At 71.4% G+C, this 16,215-nt stretch carries 16 protein-coding genes; 4 read left to right on the top strand and 12 right to left on the bottom strand.

Annotated features, from left to right (window positions below):
- Nucleotides 1-2: 2 nt before the first annotated feature.
- Complete coding sequence (locus H295_RS0131720; protein WP_020139375.1) at nucleotides 3-1,007, bottom strand: lytic polysaccharide monooxygenase auxiliary activity family 9 protein; 1,005 nt, start codon at nucleotides 1,005-1,007, stop codon at nucleotides 3-5.
- A gap of 141 nt (nucleotides 1,008-1,148) precedes the next feature.
- On the opposite strand from H295_RS0131720, the gene H295_RS0131715 reads away from it, so the two are divergent.
- Nucleotides 1,149-1,598 carry a GNAT family N-acetyltransferase gene (locus H295_RS0131715; RefSeq protein WP_020139374.1) on the top strand — a complete coding sequence of 150 codons (450 nt, stop codon included), beginning with the start codon at nucleotides 1,149-1,151 and terminating at the stop codon, nucleotides 1,596-1,598.
- Between the two features lie 21 nt (nucleotides 1,599-1,619).
- Here H295_RS0131715 and H295_RS48470 read toward each other — a convergent pair whose 3' ends face one another.
- Nucleotides 1,620-1,754: a hypothetical protein gene (locus tag H295_RS48470; protein WP_020139373.1), complete on the bottom strand. Its 135-nt coding sequence runs from the start codon at nucleotides 1,752-1,754 to the stop codon at nucleotides 1,620-1,622.
- Nucleotides 1,755-1,893: 139 nt separating this feature from the next.
- On the opposite strand from H295_RS48470, the gene H295_RS0131705 reads away from it, so the two are divergent.
- Nucleotides 1,894-2,493 carry a class I SAM-dependent methyltransferase gene (locus tag H295_RS0131705; RefSeq protein WP_028809931.1) on the top strand — a complete coding sequence of 200 codons (600 nt, stop codon included), beginning with the start codon at nucleotides 1,894-1,896 and terminating at the stop codon, nucleotides 2,491-2,493.
- Here the strand turns inward: H295_RS0131705 and H295_RS0131700 are convergent.
- Both H295_RS0131700 and H295_RS0131695 read right to left on the bottom strand, forming a co-directional pair.
- Nucleotides 2,490-3,038, bottom strand: coding sequence for a DUF402 domain-containing protein (locus H295_RS0131700; RefSeq protein ID WP_020139371.1), 549 nt, complete (start codon nucleotides 3,036-3,038; stop codon nucleotides 2,490-2,492). The two genes, H295_RS0131705 and H295_RS0131700, sit on opposite strands and share 4 nt — an antisense overlap.
- A complete protein-coding gene (locus H295_RS0131695) occupies nucleotides 3,019-3,948 on the bottom strand; it encodes a GNAT family N-acetyltransferase (RefSeq protein WP_020139370.1) in 930 nt (309 codons plus the stop codon). Before H295_RS0131695 ends, H295_RS0131700 begins: the two co-directional genes overlap by 20 nt.
- Before the next feature lie 71 nt (nucleotides 3,949-4,019).
- Between H295_RS0131695 and H295_RS0131690 the strand changes: the two genes are divergently transcribed.
- Nucleotides 4,020-4,391: a GntR family transcriptional regulator gene (locus H295_RS0131690; RefSeq protein WP_020139369.1), complete on the top strand. Its 372-nt coding sequence runs from the start codon at nucleotides 4,020-4,022 to the stop codon at nucleotides 4,389-4,391.
- 31 nt (nucleotides 4,392-4,422) lie between these two features.
- Here the strand turns inward: H295_RS0131690 and H295_RS0131685 are convergent, their stop codons facing one another.
- Both H295_RS0131685 and H295_RS0131680 read right to left on the bottom strand, forming a co-directional pair.
- Nucleotides 4,423-5,142 carry a DUF72 domain-containing protein gene (locus H295_RS0131685; protein ID WP_020139368.1) on the bottom strand — a complete coding sequence of 240 codons (720 nt, stop codon included), beginning with the start codon at nucleotides 5,140-5,142 and terminating at the stop codon, nucleotides 4,423-4,425.
- A gap of 15 nt (nucleotides 5,143-5,157) precedes the next feature.
- Nucleotides 5,158-6,252: a DUF5925 domain-containing protein gene (locus H295_RS0131680; protein WP_028809930.1), complete on the bottom strand. Its 1,095-nt coding sequence runs from the start codon at nucleotides 6,250-6,252 to the stop codon at nucleotides 5,158-5,160.
- Between the two features lie 154 nt (nucleotides 6,253-6,406).
- Between H295_RS0131680 and H295_RS0131675 the strand changes: the two genes are divergently transcribed.
- Complete coding sequence (locus H295_RS0131675; protein WP_028809929.1) at nucleotides 6,407-7,828, top strand: GH39 family glycosyl hydrolase; 1,422 nt, start codon at nucleotides 6,407-6,409, stop codon at nucleotides 7,826-7,828.
- Between the two features lie 21 nt (nucleotides 7,829-7,849).
- On the opposite strand, the gene H295_RS0131670 is transcribed toward H295_RS0131675, so the two are convergent.
- The 6 genes from H295_RS0131670 to H295_RS43765 form a co-directional block, all read right to left on the bottom strand.
- The gene (locus H295_RS0131670; RefSeq protein ID WP_020139365.1) at nucleotides 7,850-11,677 is read right to left on the bottom strand and encodes a lipopolysaccharide biosynthesis protein; all 3,828 of its coding nucleotides are present in this window, start codon (nucleotides 11,675-11,677) and stop codon (nucleotides 7,850-7,852) included.
- Nucleotides 11,670-12,470: a polysaccharide deacetylase family protein gene (locus H295_RS0131665; RefSeq protein WP_020139364.1), complete on the bottom strand. Its 801-nt coding sequence runs from the start codon at nucleotides 12,468-12,470 to the stop codon at nucleotides 11,670-11,672. Before H295_RS0131665 ends, H295_RS0131670 begins: the two co-directional genes overlap by 8 nt.
- On the bottom strand, nucleotides 12,463-13,452 hold the full coding sequence (locus H295_RS0131660; protein WP_020139363.1) for a glycosyltransferase: 990 nt from the start codon (nucleotides 13,450-13,452) through the stop codon (nucleotides 12,463-12,465). Before H295_RS0131660 ends, H295_RS0131665 begins: the two co-directional genes overlap by 8 nt.
- Nucleotides 13,449-14,270 (bottom strand): glycosyltransferase family 2 protein, encoded by an 822-nt coding sequence (locus tag H295_RS0131655; RefSeq protein WP_028809928.1) that lies wholly within the window; start codon nucleotides 14,268-14,270, stop codon nucleotides 13,449-13,451. Before H295_RS0131655 ends, H295_RS0131660 begins: the two co-directional genes overlap by 4 nt.
- 347 nt (nucleotides 14,271-14,617) lie before the next feature.
- Nucleotides 14,618-15,733: a GNAT family N-acetyltransferase gene (locus tag H295_RS0131650; RefSeq protein ID WP_020139361.1), complete on the bottom strand. Its 1,116-nt coding sequence runs from the start codon at nucleotides 15,731-15,733 to the stop codon at nucleotides 14,618-14,620.
- A 1-nt stretch (nucleotide 15,734) separates the two neighbouring features.
- Nucleotides 15,735-16,130, bottom strand: coding sequence for a hypothetical protein (locus H295_RS43765; RefSeq protein ID WP_028809927.1), 396 nt, complete (start codon nucleotides 16,128-16,130; stop codon nucleotides 15,735-15,737).
- Nucleotides 16,131-16,215: the final 85 nt, after the last annotated feature.

The following is a 16,215-nucleotide window of genomic DNA, read 5'->3' as shown; positions in this document are numbered from 1 at the left end:
GGTCAACGGCCTTGCCGTCCACCGCCGTTCACGGCACGCCGCCGCACCGAGCCGAAGAGGATCGCCGCGCCGGCCGCGAGCACCGCGGCGCCGCCCATCGCGAGATACGACGTGCCGCTGCCACCGCCCGTCTCGGCGAGCTTCTGCGAAGTGCCCGCCGCCTGCACGTCGTTGGCCGGGAGGCTGCTCTCCGGCCCGGGCGCCGGAGCCGACTCGCTCACCGGCTCCGCCGACGTGCTCGCGTCGTCGTCGCCGTGCCCGTGGTGCTCGATCGTCGACTTGTCGGTGCCGTCCTCGATCTGCTCCTCCGAGGGTGCGGAGGCGCTCGGCGCCGGAGTCGAACCGCCCGCCGCGCCACCGGAACCGCCACCGCCCCCGAAGGTCACGTCCGAGCAGGAGTAGAACGCCTCCGGGCTGTCCGAGCGCTGCCAGACCGCGTACAGCACCTGCTTCCCGGAGCGCTGGGGCAGGGTGCCGGAGAACGTGTAGAAGCCGCCCGACGCGACCGGGTCGGTGGCCGTCGCGACCGGGTTCGCCAGATCCAGGTCGTCCCAGGCCAGCGGCTGCGAGGGGTCGTAGCCGGGCTTGGTGAGGTACACCGTGAAGGTGCCCTTGTGCGGGGCGGTCACGCGGTACTTGAAGGTGTACGACCCGCTGCGCACGCTCGTCGCCGGCCAGTCGGCGCGGGCCAGGTCCAGCCCCTTGAACTCGTCGTTGCCCGCGCTGCACAGCCTGCCGTCCGGGATCAGCTCCTGGTGCCGTCCGTTCGCGTCGCCGATGCGGATGCCGTTCCAGTCGTACAGCGCCTGGGTGCCGCCGGCCGCGACCGCCGCCCGGCACGCGTCCGACTTCGGGCTCTCGGGACCCTCCGCGTAGCACTGCGCGACCCTGCTGACCGGGTCGCCCATCGAGCCGTGGGCGGACGCGGGCGCGGTGGCCAGCGCGGTCAGGGCGAGCGGGGCCAGGCCGACGGCGGCGACCGTGGCGGCCTTGCGGCGTGCGGGCATGGGGGATCTCCTCGGAACCGGGACTGACGGGTGCCGGATCAAAGAAACCGTGGAAATCCCAGCTTGTGACGGCCGCCGACGATCTTTATGGCTGTCTTAAGGGAGTGCTGAGACTGAGATCAGGTAGCTAGCGTGCGGGGCATGACGAACGACGAGATCAGGCCCGCCCGCCCGGCCGACGTACCGGCCGTGAAGGCCGTCACCGACGCCGCGTACGAGCACTACATCGAGCGCATCGGGCTGGTGCCGCAGCCCATGCGACGGGACCACGCGGCGAACGTGGCCGCGGGGCAGGTGTACGTCACCGGAGACCCCGTGGCCGGGCTCGTGGTGGTGGAGGAGCGCGCCGACCATCTGTACCTCGACAACATCGCCGTCCGTCCCGACGCCCAGGGACAGGGCGTGGGCGGACGGCTGCTGCGGTTCGTCGAGGCACACGCGCGTGCGCGGGGCCTGGCCGAGGTCAGGCTCTACACCCACGCGAAGATGTGGGAGAACCAGGAGATCTACCCGAAGTTCGGTTATGAGGTCGTGGAACGGCGAGTGGACGGGCCCTATGACCGCGTCCACTACCGCAAGCGATTGGTCTGAGACGGAGCATGCCGGCCGCCGTCAGCCGTCGGGCCACCAGGTCCGGGCGATGTCCTTGCGGACCTCGGGTCGTCCCGCGGGGCGCTCCTCGGCCTCCTCGCGGATCCGGCGGGCGTCAGTCCTCTTCAGGGGCTTCTGCACGGTCGTGCGGCGCATGGCTGCCTCCTTCAGTGCCTACCGAGTTCCGCGTTCTCACGGAGGTAGACCCTTTCGGGGAGAGTTCCTCATCGCTCCTGGTCTGTCAGTGGCGGGTGTCACGATTCGAGTGTCAGTGGCGGGTGTCACTCTGGGGGACATGACGGAACACAGTGGTGGTGGGGGCGTGGACTGGAACGCCGAGGCGGCGACGTTCGACGAGGAACCGGACCACGGACTGCGCGACCCCGAGGTGCGGCGGGCCTGGGCGGGGCGGCTCCGGGAGTGGCTCCCGGAGCGGGCTTCCGACGTCCTCGACCTCGGATGCGGCACCGGGAGCCTGTCGCTCCTCGCGGCCGAGCAGGGGCACCGGGTGACGGGGGTGGACCTTTCCCCGGCCATGGTGGAGCGTGCCCGCGCCAAGCTCGCGGGGCGTGACGCGGCGTTCCTGGTCGGTGACGCCGCGCAGCCTCCGGTGGGGGAGCAGCGGTTCGACGTCGTGCTCGGACGGCATGTGCTGTGGGCGCTGCCGGATCCCGGGCGGGTGCTGCGGCGGTGGTGGGGGTTGTTGCGGCCGGATGGGCGGTTGGTGCTGGTGGAGGGGGTGTGGGGAGCGTTCGGGATATCCGCCGAGGCCTTGAGCGCGTTGGCCGAGCCGCTCGGGGGGCTTGTGCGGGTGGAGCGGCTCTCGGAGGACTCCCTGTTGTGGGGGAAGGACGTGGACGACGAGCGGTATGCGGTGGTGGTGAGGGGCGACTAGAGGGGTGGGAAGCGGTGTTGTGTGTCGGGTGCGGGCTGTCCCTGGCTTGTCGCGCCGTTCCCCGCGCCCCTGGCTTGAGCAAGTCGCTCCAAGTCGTTCAGAGCTGTCACTGCCGCTGAAGCGGCCTCGGGGTCCCGCTCCGCCAACCCGCTCTCCTCGAACTCGTCCTCGTCCAGGCGGAGCACCTCCTTGCCGTCGGCCGAGACCCACAGGTCCAGGTCGAGGTCCTCTACGACCAGTTCGGCGCCGTTCAGGACGGCCGGGCGGGTGATGTCGCAGTACCAGCCCTTCAGCGTGCCCTCCCCCGACCGGACCTCCTTCACCGCGTACCAGCGGTCCCGCCAGTAGTGCTCGGTGAAGACGTCACCGGGCTCGAAGCGGACGAAGCCGAAGTCGCGCACGCCCTCTCCCGCCCAGGGGGCGCGGACCGTGACGCGGGTGCCGTCGTCGGTGAGGAGTTCGGCCGGGTAACGGATCTTCGTGCGGCCCGCCTTGACCAGGACCACGTCCAGGAAGGGCTTGGGCTCAGCTGAGTTCGCGGACATGACGTACCTCCGTGGCGCGGATCTCGTACCCGAACCACTTGTTGATCGCGAGCATCGGTTCGTTGCCGGCGTCGTTGCCGGTCAGGGCCTCCGTGCAGCCGGCGGCGCGGGCGCGGTGCAGGGAGTCGTTCTTGGCGAGCTTGGCGAGGCCGCGGCCGCGGAAGGCGCGGGCGGTGCCGGTCATCGCCGTGGCGTAGCGTCCGGTGCCGTCGGTGTGGGCCGCGGTGAAGGCGGCGGGGCGGCCGTCGACCAGGACGATCGTGGTCAGGGCCCGGTCGAGGAGCGGGTGCTTCCAGTTCTCCTCGATCCAGGTGTCGTAGGCCGTGAACGTGGCGTCCCCGTCACTCGGTTCGTCCACCGCGGTCTCCGCGTCCAGCTCGTAGAAGGGGCGCGGGTCGTCCGCGAAGTCGGCGGCGGTACGCAGTTCGACCCCCGGGGGCGGCGGCTGGAGCGGCGGCAGAGCGGTGTGCGCCAGGTCCAGGTGCAGGAAGTGGGCGGGGCGGGTGGGCCGGTAGCCGTGCCGCCGGGCGAAGGCGAGGTTCTGCGGCTCGTCGAGGACCCAGGAGTACAGCTTGGTCGCCCCGTGCGCCGTCAGATGGTCCTCCGCGGTCCGCACGAGAAGGGCGCCGGCGCCGCGCCGGGTGCGGTCCGGGCGTACGTAGATGTTGAGGTACGCGTGGCCCGGCTCCTGGCTGTCCTCGGCGAGGCCGAGCTGGGCCGTGCCGATCACCTCGCCGTCCTCCTCCGCGACCAGGGAACGGTACTGGGCGGCCGGGTCGGTGTGGAGCGTGCGGTGGATGACACCGGCCGGCGTCCACAGCACATGCGGCAGGGCCAGATGGCGGGCCCGGGTGAAGTTCTCGACGTCGGCCGGGTCCTGGGGGCGCAGATCTCGCACGATCACGGTCATGAAGGCGCACGTTACGTGCGGGGCCCTGCCGGATGCCTCTCATTTTCCGGCCCGTACGGGACAATCGGCGGGTGACCTTGAAGATCCACATCGACGACAGCGCACCACCGTACGAGCAGGTACGGGTGCAGATCTCCGAGCAGGCGCGCGCGGGCGTGCTGCCGGTGGGGTACCGGCTGCCGACCGTGCGGGGGCTCGCCGAGTCCCTCGGGCTGGCCGCGAACACCGTCGCCAAGGCGTACCGGGCGCTCGAGAGCGACGGGGTGATCGAGACGCGGGGGCGCAACGGCACGTTCGTCGCCGCGGCGGGCTCGGCCGCCGAGCGGGAGGCGGCGTCGGCCGCTCAGGCCTACGTCGAGCGCGTACGGCGGCTGGGGCTAACGGAGAACGACGCCCTGGCGGCCGTACGGGACGCGCTGCGGGCGGGTTACGGGGAGGGCTGAGCAGGGACCCCGGGACGGGAACACCGGCGGATCAAAGGAGGGACTCGAACGTCATCGCGTCCTTCACGGCCGCCCCGTTCGGGTCGTTGTTGAAGTACGCGTACACGTCCTCGCCACCGGTCCAGGTCTCGCCGATGCGTTGCGCCCACGTCTCCAGGGACCGTCTGCCGTAGTGCGGCCACGCCTGCGCGCGGCCCTCGTGGAAGCGGACGTACCCCCAGTCGGCGGTGCGCCACAGCGGGGTCACCGGACGGGCCCTCACATCGGCCCAGCACAGGGCCGCGCCGTGGTTCTCCAGGACCTCGCGGGTCCGGGGCGTCCACCAGGACTCGTGGCGTGGCTCCACCGCGACCCGTGTCGACGACGGGAAGCAGGCGAGGCAGGCGTCCAGCAGCTCCGGGTCGGCGCGCAGGGTCGGAGGCAGCTGGAGGAGGACCGGGCCCAGGCGGGACCCCAGTCCCGCCGCGTGGCCCATCAGCCGCCGCACCGGCTCCTCCGGGTCCTTCAGGCGCTTGATGTGGGTGAGGTACCGGCTCGCCTTCACCGCCACGACGAAGTCGTCCGGCACCCGGGCCCGCCACGCCTCGAAGGTCTCCCGGGACGGCAGCCGGTAGAACGCGTTGTTGATCTCGACCGTCGGGAAGTGCCCGGTGTACTCCTCCAGCCAGAGCCGCACGGGCACGCCCTCGGGGTAGAGGACACCCCGCCAGTCCTTGTACTGCCACCCCGAAGTGCCGACGAACAGGGTCATGCCTCCATCAAAGCACTACAGGTACAGCCCCGCGTCCGCCCCCGGCCGGGGCTCCGGCAGTGCCGTCGGCGACGTCCCGCGGCGCAGCGCGTACAGCTCCGCCAGGGTCGCGCCCTCGCGGCCCACGCCCTCCTCGGTGCCGAGCCAGCCCACCGCCTCCCGGCGGGTCAGCGGGCCCACCTCGATCCGGGCGAGACAGCGGCCGGGGCGGACCACGGCGGGGTGCAGGCGCTCGAGGTCCTCGTTGGTCGTCACCCCGACCAGGACGTTGCGGCCCTGTCCGAGAAGGCCGTCGGTGAGGTTGAGCAGCCGGGAGAGGGCCTGACCCGCGGTGTGCTTGGCCTCGCCGCGGATCAGTTCGTCGCAGTCCTCCAGGAGCAGCAGCCGCCAGCGGCCCTTGCCCGTGGAGTCCTCCTCGCCGATCGCGATGTCCATCAGATAGCCGACGTCGGAGAACAGCCGCTCCGGGTCCAGGACGCAGTCCACCTGGCACCAGTCCCGCCAGGAGCGGGCCAGGGTGCGCAGGGCGGAGGTCTTGCCGGTGCCCGGCGGACCGTGCAGCAGCAGGAGCCGGCCCGCGATGTCCTCCGGGGTCGTCTTCATCAGGCGGTCCATCGCGTCCGCGACGGGCGCGGTGTAGTTCTCCCGGACCTCGTCCCAGGTGCCCGCCGCGATCTGCCGGGTCGTGCGGTGCGGGCCGCGCCGGGGGGAGACGTACCAGAACCCCATGGTCACGTTCTCCGGCTGGGGTTCCGGCTCGTCGGCGGCGCCGTCGGTGGCCTGGTCGAGGATCCTCTTGGCCAGTTCGGCGTCGGTGGCCGTGACGGTGACGTCGGCGCCGCGGTTCCAGCGGGAGACCAGCAGGGTCCAGCCGTCGCCCTCGGCGAGCGTCGCGCTCCGGTCGTCGTCGCGGGCCACGCGCAGCACCCGTGCGCCCGCCGGCAGGAGGCTGGCGCCGCTGCGGACCCGGTCGATGTTGGCCGCGTGGGAGAACGGCTGCTCGCCCGTCGCGAAGCGGCCGAGGAACAGCGCGTCGACGACGTCGGACGGCGAGTCGCTGTCGTCGACGTTGAGCCGGATCGGCAGCGCGTCGTGTGGGTTCGGGGACATGCGGCCCATGATCCGGCACGCGACCCCCGCACGCACCCGGTTTCCGTGGTGTGCCGGTCGTGTCGCGGCTGTCCCGTTCTCCACGTTCTGTTGCTCATCTGTTTGTCCACGGCGTCTGCCCGCACAGGTGTGTTCGCGGATACCGTTGTCCTCAATGGGACGTCATGGGTGGTATTCGGGGGCACGGCGGTGGCGGCTCACCGCACTGCTCGGCGTGGGCGCGGTGGCTCTGGCCCTGGTCGTGACCCTCCTCAACACGCTTCCGGGCAGCGGCGACGGCACCGACGGCACTTCGCGCAACGGCGACCGGGTGCACGGCACCCCGACCACCACCCCGGACGCCGACACCCCGGACGTCGGCTGGGGCTTCACCCACACCCGGTTCAGCGCCGACGAGGGCAGCTCCACGGCCACTGAACGGGTCGAGCAGGAGATCGAGGACGCCGGCGGCATCCCGCAGAACCAGCACATCATGGGCTGGGGTGCCGACAACCCCGAGCCGGTGAAGGGGCGTTACGACTTCGAGGACCTGGACCGGCGTGTCGACTTCGTCCGCGCCTCCGGCTCCACCCCGACCCTCACGCTGTGCTGCGCACCGGACTGGATGAAGGGCGGCAGGGCGGGCGTCGGCAACACCGACTGGAGCCAGGCGTCGCTGGAGAAGGCCCCGGACCCGGCGCACTTCAAGGACTACGCGGCGCTCGCCGCGACCGTCGCCAAACGCTACCCGGACGTACGGCACTTCATCGTCTGGAACGAGTTCAAGGGGTTCTGGAACGACGCCGAGGGCCGCTGGGACTACGAGGGGTACACCCAGCTGTACAACCTGGTCTACCAGGCGCTCAAGAAGGTGAACCCCGACATCATGGTCGGCGGCCCGTATCTCGTGATGGACAGCGTGGACCCGCGTTCCACCGACGCCTCCGCGACCTTCAAGGGTCCCTGGGGCGCGATGGACCAGCGGATCCTCGACGCCTTCGCCTACTGGAACCAGCACAAGGCCGGCGCCGACTTCGTGGTCGTGGACGGCTCCAGCTACACCAACGACGACGAGATGCTGCCGAACGAGTTCGCGGCCACCGACAAGTTCACCGCGGTGAGCCGGTGGGTGCGGGAGCAGACCGGGAACCTGCCGCTGTGGTGGGCCGAGTACTACGTCGAACCCGCCGACGGCAGGGACGAGCGCGAGGGCTGGTCCGAGGACCGCCGGATCGCCGTGCAGGCCGCCGGGATGATCGCGCTGGCCAAGGGCGGCACCACCTCCGCGTTCTACTGGAACCCGGAGAACGAGAACGGCACGGACTGCGCGGGCTGCCTGTGGACGCCGACGAACGGCAGCGGCGGCGGCCGGAAGCTGCCGATGTTCGATCTCGTCAGCAGGTTCGGCAAGGCCTTCGCACCGAGGAGCACCGTCGAGAACGTCTCCGTGGCCGCCGACGACGTGCCCAACGTCCGGGTCCTCGCCACCGACAGGACCGTCCTGGTGGTCAACACCCTGAACCGGCGGATCAGTGCGGAGATCGACGGCAAGCGGTTCGACATGCGGGCCTACGAGGTCAAGTGGCTCACCCGCTGAGCCACTCGCCCCCGCAGGACCTCACTTCATCGTCATGAACCGCTGGACCAGCGCCGCCAGGAACACCGCGAGCAGCGGCAGCGAGAACCAGAAACTGCTCTGGAGCCACCGCAGTTGGCGCACCCCCGGCCGCACCGCGACCCGCACCACCTCACGCGCCGACAGCAGCAGGATCAGCGCCAGCGCGGCCAGCGCCCCCACCACCGACCAGGGCGTCCAGGTGATCTGCGGTCCGATCGGCCCCGGATCGGGCCGCGGCACCTTCCCCGCGGGCTGGTCCCGCAGGGCGTACATGGTCACGTCCGGGTTGGTGAAGACCCGCTTCAGCTCCTTGCGCTGGTCCAGGTTGTCCAGCAGCCGCGGCTCCCACGTCGTCGAATAGCCCACGTCGAGCCGGAGATAGGTGACCTGGCTGACGTTCACCATCAGATACGAGTTCGGGCCCGCGTCCTTGAGCGCCTTGACCAGACTCGACACCAGCACCGGGTCCGGCGGCGCGAGCGTCGGCACGTACGACACCTTCTCCATGTCCTTCGCGCCCCACGGCATCGCGGGGGTCACGTTGTTCACGGTGTCGTTGGACAGCCACAGCACCCGGACCGTCGGATCGTCGTGGGCGTACACGTAATCCATGGCGGCGACCTCGCCGGGCCGGATCCGCTCGAAGGGCTCGTTGCCCCACCGGGCGACCAGGAAGCCGCCGATCAGCAGCAGACCCGCCATCAGCGCGGCCACCGGGGCGAGACTGACCCGGTCCTTCTCGCGCTCCTCGGCAGTGACACCGGCGCGGGGGAAGAGCGCCAGGGCGGCGAGCAGGCCCGCGCCCGGCAGGGCGAACAGAAAGACCCGCAGCGCCATCTCGCCGCCGTACGACTGCATGCCGAAGCCGAGGAACGGCACGAAGGTGAGGACGAGCAGCGCGACTTCCCGGTACCTGTGCTCGCGGCGGCGCCACCAGCCGTAGCAGGCCAGCGCCATCACCCCGCCGGCCAGCAGGACCCGTACGTACAGGACCAGCTTGTGGGTCGAACTGCCGCCCTCGATACGGCCGGAGACCGACGAGGAGACATTGCTGCCGACGCCGCCGACCCCGCCGAACAGGTCGTCGAAGTGGCCGGACCAGTACGGCTCGGCCAGCCAGCCGATCCAGGCGGTCACCATCACGGCGAACAGGACGGGCAGGCCCCGTAGTTCGCTGCGCCGGAACACCACGAGCGTCGCGAGCACACCGAGCATCACGAACGGGGTCAGCTGGTGCGCGGGCACGCTCGCCGCGAACAGGCCGATCAACACCGCCAGCAGAACGGCTCGTTGGTGCCGGGTCGTCGGTTCCACCTCGGCCTCGCCGGGCCGCCGCCTCGTCCAGATCACGCGTGGGGCGCGGAACCAGACCAGCAGGACCGCCACGAACACCAGGTAGAGCAGATAGGTGAAGCCCTGCGGGGAGAAGTAGTCCTGGCCGACCCAGCCGCTGAGGACGAAGATCCAGATGCCGGTCCACTTGGCCCGCCAGCCCGCCCGCATGTGCCGTACCAGGAGGAACATCGGTACCAGGTAGGCGAGTTCGATCGCCGTCGGCCACCAGCGGATGACCTCGGTGAGGTCCGTGACCCCGCAGGCCTTCGCGACGAACGCGGCCACCGCGAAGAAGCCCGGCCAGCTCCAGCGCGCGTCCAGGTCGGGCACCGCCGAGCCGGTCCGGTCGATGTGGTCGATGAACCCGAGGTGCTGCCAGGCCGTCGCGAACCGCGGCTCGGCCTCGATCACCGCGGGCAGCGCGTGCAGCGACACCACCGTCGCCACCAGGGTGACCAGCAGCAGCGCCCGGTGCTCGCGGGCCGGCCAGAGCAGCGAGGCGAAGACCACGACCAGCAGGGCCGCGCCGAGCAGCGTGGGCAGCGGCAGGATCGAGACCAGCCCGAGCCCGCCCATCCGGTCCAGATCCGCCTCGCCCAGTCCTGTGACCGGCACCCAGTACAGGAGCAGCGCGACGGCGAGCAGACCGCCGAGGAACACCCCGAGCCAGTCCGGCTGCAGGCGCTCCCGCAGGGAGAGGGGGCGCGGGGGCTCCCCGGACCGCGCCGGCTCCTCCTCGGCTGCGGCCGCCTCCACCGGTACGGCGACCTCCTCCGGTACGGCGATCTCCTTGCCGGCGTCGAAGGCCACCTCGAAGGGCGCGTCCACCTCCGTCTCGGACGGCCCGCGCGAGGACTCGGCGCCGGGCTCCCGCTCCTCCACCGGCAGCCCGAGCTCGGGGAGTCTCCGCAGGGCCCAGGTCGGGCGGTCGCGTGTCGGAGGCACGACCGGTGTCCCCGTGGGCGGGGTGCCGGGGCCCGGCCGGACGTCGGGGCGGCGCTCCTGGTGGTCGAAGTCGACATGGATGCCCAGCGCGAGGGTGTCCTGGTCGAGCGCCCAGTTGGGACGCCGGGTGCGGCCGACGGCCGGTACCTCGCGCGTCCCCAGGTCGGCGAGGTCGCCGTCGGGGGCCGCACCCGCCGGGATCTCGGCGGCCGGGGCGTGCCGGATCGTCCGGTACAGCCTGGGCGCGGCGAGGGCGACGATCACCGCGAGCGAGGAGATCTCGGCGACGCCCGCCCCGGTCAGCCCCATCCGGGGCAGCAGCAGCAGGGTCAGGCCGAGCACCAGGACGCACAACAGGCCCTGGAGCCAGGCGAGTCCGGAGGTGCGGCTCTGTGCGCGCAGCACCGCGAAGTAGGTCTCCATGACGACCCTGAGCACCGCGCCGACCGCGAACCAGCGCAGCAGCGGGGTCGCCGCGTCCGCGTAGCCCGCGCCGAACACCCCGAGGATCCAGGGCGCCCCGACGAACAGAACCGTGGCCACCGGCAGCATGATCCGGGCCATCCGCCTCAGCGCGGCACGGGTGTTGGCGGCCAGCCGGCCCGGGTCGTGCGAGCCCTCGACGGTCAGGGAGGCGCCCATGTTGATGGCGAGCAGGTTGCAGGTGCCGCCGATCGTCGTGGTGATGTAGAAGTACGCGTTGTCCTGGGAGCTGACCTGCGCGGCCACGATGACCGGGACCAGGTAGACGACGGCGAGCGAGAACAGCGAGCCGGTGTAGTCGCCCGCCAGGAACCGCCCGATCTCCCTGAGCGAGGGCGGCTTCGCGTGGTCCTCGGTCGCCTTCGCATGGCGGGGCGCCAGGCGTCGGAACACCAGCCAGCCCAGCGGCAGCACGGACACGGCGATCGCCGCGACCCACGACACGAAGACACCGGCCGTCGGGATCGCCACCGCGAACGCGACCAGGAGACCCAGCTTCACCGCTGAGAAGACGGTGTTGCCGACCGGCACCCACAGCGCGCTGCGCAGCCCGGTCAGCACCCCGTCCTGGAGCGTGAGGACGTTCCAGGCGACGACGGCCGCGATGAAGCCGAGCCCGTTCACCGGCCCGTGCAGGAAGCGGTACGACGGCCCCCACACGTCGAGGGTGAGCAGGAAGACGACCGCGGCGATCGCCACGACCACCGAACTGCCCGCGTACGTACGGAAGACGAGACGCACGGTGGCCCGGCCCGCGACCGGTATGAAGCGGGCCAGCGCGCCGGTCAGGGTCACCGCGGTCAGTCCGGCCAGGAGCTTCATCGCGGCGATCGCGGCGGAACCCTGGCCGACCGCCGACTCGGAGTAGTAGCGGGCCGCCGCCAGCCAGAAGCCCAAGCCCAGCACCGCGGAGATACCGGTGTTGAGCATCAGGGCGTAGGCGTTGCGGAACAGCTGGTTGCCGCCGCCCGCGCCCCGGCCGGGCAGCCGGAAACGGCGCCCCGACGGCTCGGGCGCCTTGGCCGCGGTCGACTCGGGCTCGGTCGTGGTCGTCGTGTCAGACACGGGAACGGGAGACCTTCCGGCGGACCTGTCGTGCTCTTCGGACCAACGCGTACCCCTTGGTGAGGGCACGGTCCCTGGCGAAGTCCCGGGCGATCGCACGGCCCTGGACGAGCCGCTCGAACTCCTCGGTCGTGGTGGCGCGCCGCACGGTGAGCCGGGTCAGCGCGTACGGACCCTGACGGCGGCGCGCGAGACCGTTGTTCACGGCGAGCGCCTGGCCGTACCCCGTCTCCCGCACCGCCCGGCGCACCCGGCGGCTGGAGTAGCCGTACGGGTAGGCCAGCGAGACCGGCACGGTGCCGAGTTCGTCGCCGACGATCTCCCTGGAGTGGATCAGCTCATGGCGCAGCGCGCTGTCGTCCAGCTGGTCGAGCTGCGGGTGGGTGTGGGTGTGGCCGCCGATCTCCACGCCCGCGGCGGCGAGTTCGCGCACCTGGTCCCAGTCCAGCATGGCGTCGAGGCCGCCGCCCATGTCGTGGGCGCCCCGGAGCCAGCCGGTGGAGACGAACACCGTGGCCGGGAAGCCGTGCTTGGCCAGCACCGGCAGGGCATGGCGGTGGACCCCTTCGTAGCCGTCGTCGAAGGTGATCAGGACCGGCCGCTCCGGCAATGGGCGGCCGTCGCGCCAACGCGCCGCCAGGTCGTCGGTCCTGAGCGGTGTGCACCCCAACTCGTCGATGACTGCCATCTGTCGGGCGAAGGCGTCCGGGGACACCGACAGCACCCGGGTCGTGTCGTTCGGGTCGGTCGCCACCGCGTGGTACATGAGGATCGGTACGGGCTGCTCAGCCATCTCCGTCCCCCTCGATCCCCGCCACCGAGAACGAGGCCCCGCCCCGCCGGGCCCGGACGGTTCCGACGACATAGCCGCCGGCCGCCGTCAGCACCCCCGCGACGATCGCCCCCGCCCGGCCCGCACCCCCCGGCCGGGCCAGCGCGGCGTCCCGCAGCCCGCGCACCACGCCGGAGGGCAGCACCCGGGTGGCGTACCGGCGCTCCGACTCAAGTCCCTTGTCGGCGCCCACACTTCGGGCCACGAGCGCCTTCGACAGGCCCTCCGCGTACGCACGGGTGCGGAAGTACCCGAAGTGCTCGCGCGTCTCGGGCACCCGGTGGTGGATCACCGCCCGGTCGTCGATCAGCAGGACGGCGTCCGGTCTGGCCCGGCTCAGCCGGATGCACAGCTCCGTCTCCTCGCAGCCCAGCGGGCGCTTGTCGCCGTCCCGTCCGATGCCGGTGGCGAAGCCGCCCGCCGCGTCGAAGGCGCTGCGGCGGAAGGAGGCGTTGCCGCCCAGGACGTTGCGCACCCGGACCAGACCGGGCGGGAGGCCCCTGTAGGTGCAGCCCACCACCCAGTCGAACTCCTCCGGGAACCAGGCCGGTCGCCGTCCCGAGGCCCAGATCGGCACCGTACGGCCGCCGACCGCCATGACCCGCGGGTCGGCGTAGGCCCCGGCGAAGTGCCGCAGCCAGTCACGTTCGGCCACGGCGTCGTCGTCCAGGAAGGCGATCACCTCGCCGCGGGAGGCGGCGATTCCCGTGTTGCGGCCCGCGGACAGGCCCCGGGGGCCCGCGTTGGCGAACACGCGGACCTCGTCCACCTCCTTGTACTCCTTGGCCAGCCGGTCCAGGAGCGCCGGATTGTGGTCGACCACCAGCAGCGTCTCCCGGGCCGGGTACGACTGCGCCCGCACCGAGGCGACCGCCGCGAGGATGTCCTCCCAGCGGTCCTCGGTGTACACGCAGATCACGACGGAGATGTCGGGACCGCTCAAGACACCTCTCCCCGGCGTGAGTCGAGCAGTGGCGAGTGGTGGGCACGGCGGCGCAGCGCCCGCCGGTTGGACCGCTCCCCGAGGATCACCCTGAGCACCCGGAACCCGTCCCGGACCGCCCGCAGATTACTGGCGCCGTGGATGCGGAGGTACTCGTAGCTCGGGATCTCCTGCACCCTCAGACCCGCCTTGACCACCCGGATGTTCATCAGGGTCTCCACCTCGAAGCCCGTGCAGTCGAGGTCGATCTTGTCGAGGCAGTGCCGCCAGAAGGCGTTGTAGCCGTAGCAGAGATCGGTGTAGCGGGCGCCGAACTTGCGGTTGACGATGGTGCACAGCGCCCAGTTGCCGAGCTTGCGGATGAAGGTCATGTCGTCGGTGCCGCCGCCGTTGGCGAAGCGCGACCCCTTGGCGAAGTCCGCGCCCGAGACCAGGGCGGAGACGTAGGAGACGATCTCGTTGCCGTCGGCGGAGCCGTCCGCGTCGATCATGACGACGATGTCACCGGTGCAGGCCTCGAACCCGGTGATCAGGGCGTCCCCCTTGCCCTTGCCGTGCTGCTTCACGACCTTCACCTCGGGCCACAGCTCACGGGCCACCGCGACGGTGTCGTCCGTGGAGTTGCCGTCCACCAGGACCACTTCGTGGATCCAGTCGGGCAGGGTCTTGAAGACGTACGGAAGGTTCTCCGCCTCGTTCATGGCGGGTATGACGACACTCACCGGTGGCGCGATGGCCAGGTGAGTGGAGATCGGCCGGTACGGACCGGCCGCCGGCGCATCCTGGCCCGCAGCCGGCGGGCGCAGAACTGAACTCATGAGTCTGGTTCCCTCTCGTCCGGTGGACCGCCCGCCCCTGTGGGCGGTCCGGTTTTTTGCTCCGGTTCGAAAGGGGGGTTCTCACTGACGGCACGCCGGAAGGAATCTCCGTACCCGCCGGGTGAGCTGGCAAAGCTGGCCGACCGCCGTCCGGGACGACAGCCGGTCGCGCGGCACGGCCCGGTCACCACTGCGGTCACCGAGCACGGCACCCCCCTACCGCGCCCCGCGCCACCCCGTCGCGGTCCTTGAGCCCTCCCCTGGGGCCGCTCGATGACGGGACGATGCGGGTGAAATGTATGACGGTATTGCGATTGAACCCCTATGGCAAGACCTGGAACGAGGCCTCACGTTTTTGTTGGTTTGACCGTTACCGTCACCTCCGAACGGATCCTTCCTATTTTCTTCAGCAGCCGGTCGGCCGGTTCGAACAGCTCCGGACGTGTCACCACCGCGTTGCGCAGCGCGCGCGCCGGAGCCCGGCGGACGCGGTGTCCGACCGCCACCGGGTGCCGACGGGTCACCCACCCCTCCGACACGGTCAGTTCCCGTGTCTTCAGGGAGTCCTTGTAGTCCTTCTGACCCCGGCCCAGATCGAGGTGGGCGACACCGTCGGCGGCGGCCGCCTCGGCCATGCGCAGATGCAGGATCAGGCCCGGGGAGTACTTCGCGTACGCCGGGTCGTACGCCGGGAACCAGCACGCGATGACGCGCTCGGTGCGCAGCCCGAAGTGGGCGGCCACCGGCTTCCCGTCGGCGTACAGCACCGAGAGGATCCCCGCGAACGACTCGGACCGGGTGTGGAACAACTGCCGTACGAGACCGGCGATCCACGCGTGCGCGAACCGGTCGCTGCGGCCGGTCCTGCGGTACTGGGCGGACTTCCAGCCCATCAGGGTGTCCAGGGCGGCCGGGTCGCGCTCGTCGTGCACGTAGCGCACCCCGCTCGCGGTGCGCAGGAGCCGGCGTTCCTTGGCGAGGGTGGTGCGGGTGAACTTCGGTGACCGGTCGCGCAGTCGGGCCAGAAAGGTCTCGTACCCCTGGTCGACGTCCATGACCGGTGAGGGGAAGCCCTTGGCGGCTGCCGTCCCGAACGGCTCCTGGCCCGCCACCAGATGGTCGAACTCCCAGACGGCGAGTCCGCAGGCGCGTAACAACTCCTGGGCGTCCCAGGTGAATCCGGGCCGGTGCACGATTCCCTGGGCGTCCGAGATCCCGAGTCCGACGGCCCGGCCGACGCCGGTCGCGGTCCGCTGGAACGGGAAGAACGCGACGGGCTCGCCCTGCTCCCGTACGACGGCTATCCGCACGCCCCGTCTGCACCGGCCCACCGCGAGCGCGAACTCGGGGGACAGGAACGGGTTGGCGAGACCGGGCTGGAGATCCGCCTTGGACTGCAAAGCCGTCCACGCCGCCCGGTCGGCGCCGCTGAGCTCGCCGGGGCGGTACACGCTGATGTCCACGTCAGCCGTCCTGACCCTTCGCCGTCCGGCGCCGCCGCAGCAGCTCCGGCAGCAGGATCAGGGCGCTGAGCACGGCCACCGCCACCACGCCGCCGCGCGGTGACCAGTGGTGCGTGGCCAGCATCCCCTGCGCCACCAGCATGTTGAGGACGACCGAGCCGGCCAGGGCGGCCAGGGCGCGGGCGAACGGGTCGAGGCCGCGCAGCCCGGCGGCGATGCCGGCGGCGGGTGCCGCGAGCAGGAAGAACAGCACGAGCGGGGTCCGCAGCGGCGAATCGGAGCCGGTGAGCGCGAGCAGCGCCCCGAATCCCCCCACCGCGGTCGCCGAGCCCGCGAGCAACGGCGTCAGTTCTCTGCCGGACGTTCTCGTGGACGTCCCTGTCCGTGTCGTCTGCATGGGCGACCTTTCCCCCCAGAAAGCGCCGGATGCCGGACTTCAATGTCGCGCAGCGCCGCGGGAGCCGTCAAGGCCGACTGGTACG

This window comes from Streptomyces sp. 351MFTsu5.1, from assembly GCF_000383655.1.
Lineage (GTDB): Bacteria > Actinomycetota > Actinomycetes > Streptomycetales > Streptomycetaceae > Streptomyces > Streptomyces griseorubiginosus.
The sequence above is the reverse complement of the archived record's forward strand: the minus strand, read 5'-3'. Positions and strand labels throughout refer to the sequence as shown.

Excerpts from the sequence above, each read along its gene's own strand:
- H295_RS0131715 (WP_020139374.1), top strand. The coding sequence starts at position 1,149 with ATGACGAACGACGAGATCAGGCCCGCCCGCCCGGCCGACGTACCGGCC.
- H295_RS43765 (WP_028809927.1), bottom strand. The coding sequence starts at position 16,130 with ATGCAGACGACACGGACAGGGACGTCCACGAGAACGTCCGGCAGAGAA.
- H295_RS0131705 (WP_028809931.1), top strand. The coding sequence starts at position 1,894 with ATGACGGAACACAGTGGTGGTGGGGGCGTGGACTGGAACGCCGAGGCG.
- H295_RS48470 (WP_020139373.1), bottom strand. The coding sequence starts at position 1,754 with ATGCGCCGCACGACCGTGCAGAAGCCCCTGAAGAGGACTGACGCCCGC.
- H295_RS0131675 (WP_028809929.1), top strand. The coding sequence starts at position 6,407 with ATGGGACGTCATGGGTGGTATTCGGGGGCACGGCGGTGGCGGCTCACC.
- H295_RS0131685 (WP_020139368.1), bottom strand. The coding sequence starts at position 5,142 with ATGACCCTGTTCGTCGGCACTTCGGGGTGGCAGTACAAGGACTGGCGG.
- H295_RS0131720 (WP_020139375.1), bottom strand. The coding sequence starts at position 1,007 with ATGCCCGCACGCCGCAAGGCCGCCACGGTCGCCGCCGTCGGCCTGGCC.
- H295_RS0131655 (WP_028809928.1), bottom strand. The coding sequence starts at position 14,270 with ATGAGTTCAGTTCTGCGCCCGCCGGCTGCGGGCCAGGATGCGCCGGCG.
- H295_RS0131695 (WP_020139370.1), bottom strand. The coding sequence starts at position 3,948 with ATGACCGTGATCGTGCGAGATCTGCGCCCCCAGGACCCGGCCGACGTC.
- H295_RS0131665 (WP_020139364.1), bottom strand. The coding sequence starts at position 12,470 with ATGGCTGAGCAGCCCGTACCGATCCTCATGTACCACGCGGTGGCGACC.
- H295_RS0131680 (WP_028809930.1), bottom strand. The coding sequence starts at position 6,252 with ATGTCCCCGAACCCACACGACGCGCTGCCGATCCGGCTCAACGTCGAC.
- H295_RS0131700 (WP_020139371.1), bottom strand. The coding sequence starts at position 3,038 with ATGTCCGCGAACTCAGCTGAGCCCAAGCCCTTCCTGGACGTGGTCCTG.